2 protein-coding genes are annotated in these 7,621 nt (G+C 41.2%); both read left to right on the plus strand.

The features are described 5' to 3' along the window. Nucleotides 1–126 precede the first annotated feature (126 nt). A complete protein-coding gene (rpoB, locus tag FC46_RS05035; protein ID WP_201779053.1) occupies nucleotides 127–3,777 on the plus strand; it encodes a DNA-directed RNA polymerase subunit beta in 3,651 nt (1,216 codons plus the stop codon). A 14-nt stretch (nucleotides 3,778–3,791) separates the two neighbouring features. Next, nucleotides 3,792–7,463, plus strand: coding sequence for a DNA-directed RNA polymerase subunit beta' (rpoC, locus tag FC46_RS05040; RefSeq protein ID WP_057798495.1), 3,672 nt, complete (start codon nucleotides 3,792–3,794; stop codon nucleotides 7,461–7,463). Nucleotides 7,464–7,621 lie beyond the last annotated feature (158 nt).

Below are 7,621 nucleotides of genomic sequence, written 5' to 3' on the forward strand. Positions count from 1 at the left end.
TCTATTGTCCAGCAAAATGATAAAGACAAAAACGACAAGTAGTTGTTTTTGTCTTTTTTATACCTAAAATTCATGTTTTTTGATTTTGTAACAGAAATGTAATATTTGCTTTCTCTAACAGAAAGGATGTTTTCCTTGTTAAACGGACACGTAGTGAATTACGGTAAACACCGGACAAGACGTAGTTTTTCAAAAATTAAAGAAGTTTTGAAGTTACCTAACTTGACCGATGTACAAACCCAATCATATAAGTGGTTTCTTGACCAGGGTATTAAAGAAGTCTTCGATGACATTATGCCAATCAGTGACTTCTCAGGTAAGCTTTCATTAGAATACGTAGGCTACAAATTACAAAAGCCTAAGTACACTGTTGATGAAGCTCGTGATCATGATGCAACTTACGCTGCACCAATGCACGTAACCTTGAAATTAACCAACCAAGAAACTGGTGAAATTAAGACTCAAGATGTTTTCTTTGGTGATTTACCATTGATGACTGAATCAGGTTCTTTCATTGTTAACGGTGCTGAAAGAGTTATCGTTTCTCAATTAGTTAGATCACCTGGTGTATATTACTCAGGCGAATTTGACAAGAACGGTCGTCAAATTTTCGGTACCACAGTTATCCCAAACCGTGGTGCATGGCTTGAATACGAAACTGACGCAAAGAACGTTTCTTACGTTCGCGTTGACCGTACTCGTAAGCTTCCATTGACTGTTTTAATTAGAGCAATGGGTCTTGGCTCAGACAGTGAAATTCTTGAAATGTTTGGTCAAAGTGACACTTTGCAATTTACTTTGGATAAGGATGTTCACAAGAACCCTGCTGACTCACGTGTAGCAGAAGCTCTTAAGGACATTTACGAACGTCTTCGTCCAGGTGAACCTAAGACTACTGATTCTTCACGTTCACTTTTGTTTGCACGTTTCTTTGATCCACGTCGTTACGACTTAGCTCCAGTTGGTCGTTACAAGCTTAACAAGAAGCTTTCACTTAAGAACCGTCTTTATGGTCAAACTTTGGCAGAAACTTTGGCTGATCCAGACACTGGTGAAATTATCGCTAAGAAGGGTACTGTTGTTACCCACGCTGTTATGGATACTTTGGAAAAGTACCTTGATCGCGATGACTTCAAGATGGTAACTTACGAACCTTCAAAAGAAGGCGTTCTTGGCGGCGAACCAATTACTGTTCAAGAAGTTGAAGTATTCTCAAAGGTTAACCCAGAACGTGTTGTTAAGCTTATTTCTAACGGTCACATTGATAAAGACGTTAAGAACTTAACTCCTGCAGATGTTTTGGCATCAATCAACTACTTCTTTGTACTTCAAGATAGTATTGGTACCACTGACGATATCGACCACTTAGGTAACCGTCGTATTCGTCGTGTTGGTGAACTTCTTCAAAACCAATTCAGAATTGGTTTAGCAAGAATGGAACGTGTTGTTCGTGAAAGAATGTCAATTCAAGATCCTTCAACTGTTACTCCACAACAATTGATCAACATTCGTCCAATTGTTGCAAGTATCAAGGAATTCTTTGGTTCATCACAACTTTCACAGTTCATGGACCAACACAACCCATTGAGTGAATTGACTCACAAGCGTCGTATGTCAGCCTTAGGGCCTGGTGGTTTGACTCGTGATCGTGCCGGTTATGAAGTTCGTGACGTTCACTACACCCACTACGGTCGTTTGTGTCCTATCGAAACTCCAGAAGGTCCTAACATCGGTTTGATCAACTCACTTGCTTCATACGCAATTATTAACAAGTACGGTTTCATTGAAACTCCATACCGTCGTGTATCATGGGAAACCCACAAGGTTACCGATAAGATCGACTACTTGACTGCCGATGTTGAAGATAACTACATTATCGCTGGTGCCAACACTCCATTGAACGAAGATGGCTCATTTAAGGAAGACCTTATCTTAGCTCGTCACAAGGAAGATAACGTCGAAGTTTCACCAGACAAGATTGACTACATGGACGTTATTCCTAAGCAAGTTGTGTCTGTTGCTTCAGCATGTATCCCATTCCTTGAAAACGATGACTCAAACCGTGCATTGATGGGTGCCAACCAGCAACGTCAGGCAGCTCCACTTATTAATCCACACAGTTCACTTGTTGGTACTGGTATGGAATACCGTGCTGCCCACGATTCAGGTGCTGCACCATTAGCTAAGGCTGCTGGTACAGTTGAATATGTTGACGGTAACGAAATTAGAATTAGACGTGAAGATGGTACTTTAGACAAGTACATCCTTGAAAAGTACCGTCGTTCAAACAACTCTAAGTCATACAACCAAACTCCTAACGTTAAGAAGGGTGACAAGGTTGAAGTAGGTGACGTAATTGCCAACGGTCCTACTATGGATCATGGTGAACTTGCATTGGGTCAAAACCCACTTATCGCCTTCATGACTTGGAACATGTACAACTATGAAGATGCCATCATGCTTTCAGAACGTATGGTTAAGGATGATGTCTACACTTCAATTACTATCGAAGACTTCGAATCAGAAGCTCGTGATACTAAGCTTGGACCTGAAGAAATCACCCGTGAATTACCAAACGTTGGTGAAGATGCTTTGAAAGATCTTGACGCTGAAGGTATTGTAAGAGTCGGTGCTGAAGTTCACGATGGCGACATCTTAGTTGGTAAGGTTACTCCAAAGGGTGTAACTGAATTATCAGCTGAAGAACGTTTGCTTCACGCAATCTTTGGTGAAAAGGCTCGTGAAGTTCGTGATACTTCACTTCGTGTACCACACGGTGGTGGCGGTATCGTTCAAGACGTTAAGGTTTACACTCGTGAAGCTGGCGATGAACTTTCACCAGGTGTTAACACTATGGTTCGTGTTTACATTGCCCAAAAGAGAAAGATTCAAGTTGGGGACAAGATGTCAGGTCGTCACGGTAACAAAGGTACTGTTGCTGCAGTTATGCCTGAAGAAGATATGCCATACTTGCCAGATGGTACTCCAGTAGATATTTGTTTGAACCCAATGGGTGTGCCTTCACGTATGAATATCGGACAGCTTCTTGAATTGCACTTAGGTGCAGCTGCTCGTCAATTGGGTATCCACGTTGCTACTCCAGTATTCGATGGTGCTAATGAAGATGACGTTTGGGATACTGTTCGTCAAGCTGGTATGGATAAAGATGGTAAGACTGTTCTTTACGATGGTAGAACCGGTGAACCATTCCACAACCGTGTATCAGTTGGTGTTATGCACTACTTGAAGCTTACTCACATGGTTGATGATAAGATCCACGCTCGTTCAATTGGGCCTTACTCATTGGTTACTCAACAACCACTTGGTGGTAAAGCACAATTTGGTGGACAGCGTTTCGGTGAAATGGAAGTTTGGGCCCTTGAAGCTTATGGTGCTGCTTACACATTGCAAGAAATCTTGACTTACAAGTCAGATGATGTTGTTGGTCGTGTGAGAGCATATGAAGCTATTGTTAAGGGTGAAAGAATTCCTAAGCCAGGTGTTCCAGAATCATTCCGTGTTCTTGTTAAGGAATTGCAATCCTTAGGTTTGGACATTCGTGTTCTTGATATGGATCATCATGAAATTGAATTACGCGATATGGATGATGACTCAAATGAACATTTGAACATCGATTCATTATCACGTATGGCTGAAGAACAAGAAAAGAAGAAGTTAGCCAAAGAAACTGATCAATCAGAAGATAAGGATAAAAATACTGAAGATGCTCCACAAGAAGCACCAGTAGATGAATCCGACGATAAAGTTTCTAAGTAGTAGGAGGTAAACTTTTGATCGACGTAAATAAGTTCGAAAGTATGCAAATTGGTCTTGCATCACCTAACAAGATCAGAAGCTGGTCATATGGTGAAGTTAAGAAGCCTGAGACCATCAACTACCGTACTTTAAAGCCAGAAAAAGATGGTTTATTTGATGAACGAATCTTTGGACCAACTAAAGATTGGTCATGTGCGTGTGGTAAATACAAGGGTGTTAGATATAAGGGTATCGTTTGTGATCGATGCGGGGTTGAAGTAACCTCAGCTAAGGTCAGAAGAGAACGTATGGGTCACATTGAATTAGCTGCCCCAGTTACTCATATCTGGTACTTCAAAGGTATTCCATCAAGAATGGGTTTGGTTTTGGATATTTCACCAAGACTTCTTGAAGAAGTAATTTACTTCGCTGCATACATCGTAATTGATCCAGGTGATACTGATCTTGAACCTAAGCAACTTCTTACTGAAGCTGAATACCGTGAACAAAAAGCTAAATACGGCAACCGTTTTGAAGCTAAGATGGGTGCTGAAGCTGTTCGCGAATTACTTCAAAAGGTAGACCTTGAAAAAGAAGTAGCTGATTTAAAGAAAGAATTGCAAAGTGCTACTGGTCAAAAGCGTACTCGTGCAATTAGAAGATTGGATATCTTAGACGCATTCAAGAATTCTGGCAATAAACCTGAATGGATGGTTATGGATGCTGTTCCAGTTATTCCACCAGATCTTCGTCCAATGGTTCAATTGGAAGGTGGACGTTTTGCAACCTCTGACTTGAACGATTTGTACAGACGTGTTATTAACCGTAATAACCGTTTGAAGAGATTGCTTGACTTAAACGCACCAAACATTATTGTTCAAAACGAAAAGCGTATGCTTCAAGAAGCCGTTGACGCTTTGATCGATAACGGTCGTCGTGGTCGTCCAGTTGTTGGACCAGGTAACCGTCCACTTAAGTCACTTTCACACATGCTTAAAGGTAAGCAGGGACGTTTCCGTCAAAACTTGCTTGGTAAGCGTGTTGACTACTCAGGTCGTTCAGTTATCGATGTTTCACCATTATTGAAGTTCTACCAATGTGGTGTTCCTCGTCCAATGGCATTGGAATTGTTCAAGCCATTCGTAATGCATGAATTAGTTAAGCGTGGTATTGCTTCTAACATTAAGAATGCTAAGCGCAAGATTGATCGTGAAGATGACGATATCTGGGATGTACTTGAAGACGTTATTAAGGAACGTCCAGTTCTTTTGAACCGTGCACCTACTCTTCACCGTTTGAGTATCCAAGCCTTCGAACCAGTTTTGGTTTCAGGTAAGTCAATCAGACTTCACCCGTTAGCTTGTGAAGCTTACAACGCCGACTTCGATGGGGACCAGATGGCCATCCACGTTCCATTGTCAGATGAAGCTGTTGCTGAATCACGTTTGTTAATGCTTGCTGCTCACCACATCTTAGCACCTAAGGATGGTAAGCCAATCGTTACTCCTTCACAGGACGTTGTGCTTGGTAACTACTGGTTGACTCAAGCTGAACGTGGTCGTGAAGGTGAAGGAATGATCTTCAGTTCACCAGCAGAAGCAACTGTAGCTTACGAAAATGGTGATATTCACTACCACACTATGATTGGTATTGCTGCTGATTCAATGCCTAAGAAGCCATGGCCAAATGATTTTAAACACGGCATTTTCGTAACTACTTATGGTAAGCTTGTCTTCAACCAGATCTTCCCAGAAGATTACTACTACATCAATGAACCAACTGAAGCTAACTTGAACAACCCAGTTGACGTTAAGTACTTCTTAAAGGAAGGCGAATCTATTCAAGATAAGATTGATCAAGTAAGTTCAGACTTGATCGACACTCCATTCAAGAGTGGTTTCTTGTCAGATTCTATTGCTACTATTTACAAGTACTACAAGGTTCAAAGAACTTCTGAATACCTTGATGACTTGAAGAAGTTAGGTTACGTAAGTTCAACTACTTCCGGTATTACTATCGGTATGAATGATGTTCCAGAAATCACTGACAAGGATGAAAAGGTAGACAAGGCTCACAAACAAGTTGACATTGTTTCTAAGCAATTCAGACGTGGTTTGATTACTGAACAAGAACGTCACGACCGAGTAATTAGCATTTGGAATGCATGTAAGGACGAAGTTCAAAACGAAATCGCTCAAATTTACGATCCAAGAAACCCAATTACTATCATGGCCGACTCAGGTGCCCGTGGTAACATTTCTAACTTTACTCAGTTAGCCGGTATGCGTGGTTTGATGGCCACTCCTAACGGTGGTTTGTTCGAAATTCCTGTTACTTCAAACTTCAAGGAAGGTTTGTCAGTACTTGAATTGTTCATGTCCACTCACGGTGCTCGTAAAGGGATGACTGATACTGCCTTGAAGACTGCTCAGTCAGGTTACTTGACTCGTCGTTTGGTTGACGTTGCTCAGGACGTTATTATCCGTGAAGATGACTGTGGTACCGACCGTGGTATTACTGTCAGCTCAATCATGGAAGGTGACGAAATGATCGAACCATTATTCGATCGTTTAGTTGGTCGTTTCACTGCTGAAACTGTTAAGAACCCTGAAACTGGTGAAACCATCGTTGCTAGAGACGTTATGATGGATGAAAACTTGGCACACAAGGTTGTTGATGCGGGTGTAACTCATGTCAAAATTCGTTCAATCCTTACTTGTGACACTCCACACGGTGTCTGCCGCAAGTGTTACGGTATGAACCTTGCTACTGGTGAAGAAGTTGAAGTTGGTGAAGCAGTAGGTACTGTTGCCGCTCAATCAATTGGTGAACCAGGTACTCAGCTTACTTTGAGAACTTTCCACAACGGTGGTGTTGCCGGTGCTGAAGATATTACTCAAGGTTTGCCTCGTGTTCAAGAATTGTTCGAAGCTCGTAACCCTAAGGGTCGTGCTACAATTTCTGAAGTTGATGGTGTAATTGATTCAATCCAAGAAAACCCAGCAGATCATACTCGTGAAATTACTGTTAAGGGTAAGATTGATACTAGAACTTACAGTGTTGCTTACACTGCTTCAATTGCCGTTTCTGAAGGCGACTTCGTTCACCGTGGTGACAAGTTGACTCTTGGTTCTGTTGACCCTAAGGAATTGATCCAAGTAACTGATACTTTGACTACTGAAAAGTACATCTTAGCTGAAGTTCAAAAGGCCTACAGAATGCAGGGTGTAGACATTTCTGATAAGCACGTCGAAGTATTGACTCGTCAAATGCTTCAAAAGGTTCGTGTTCTTGATCCAGGTGAAACTGACATCTTGCCAGGCGAAATCATGGATATTGGTCAATTCAGGGACCGCAACAAGGAAGTTATTATTTCTGGTGGTATTCCTGCAACTGCTCAAAGTGTCATCTTGGGTATTACTAAGGCTGCCCTTGAAACTAACAGTTTCTTGTCAGCTGCTTCATTCCAGGAAACTACTCGTGTTCTTACTGATGCATCAATCAGAGGTAAGAATGATCCACTTCTTGGTCTTAAGGAAAATGTTATTATCGGTAAGATCATTCCAGCTGGTACTGGTATGCCTGTTTACCGTAACATGGAACCTGAATCAGACGTTAAGAAGCCAGAATCTGTTTACTCAATTGCTGATATCGAAAAGCAAATGAAGGAAGATGCTGAGCATAAAGACGCTGAACCACAAAAATAAATAAATTCTGTTAGAGAAACTTAAAATAAGAGTTCCTATCCAAGTGATAGGGGCTCTTATTTTTTTGCTTACAGCGAAAGTAAAATCTAAGAAATATTAAAAACGCAAATTGCAATAATAAGTTGGACACTTTATGCAGCTTGATAGATGTTATCTAA

This window comes from Lactobacillus kalixensis DSM 16043 (genome assembly GCF_001434335.1).
Taxonomy (GTDB): domain Bacteria; phylum Bacillota; class Bacilli; order Lactobacillales; family Lactobacillaceae; genus Lactobacillus; species Lactobacillus kalixensis.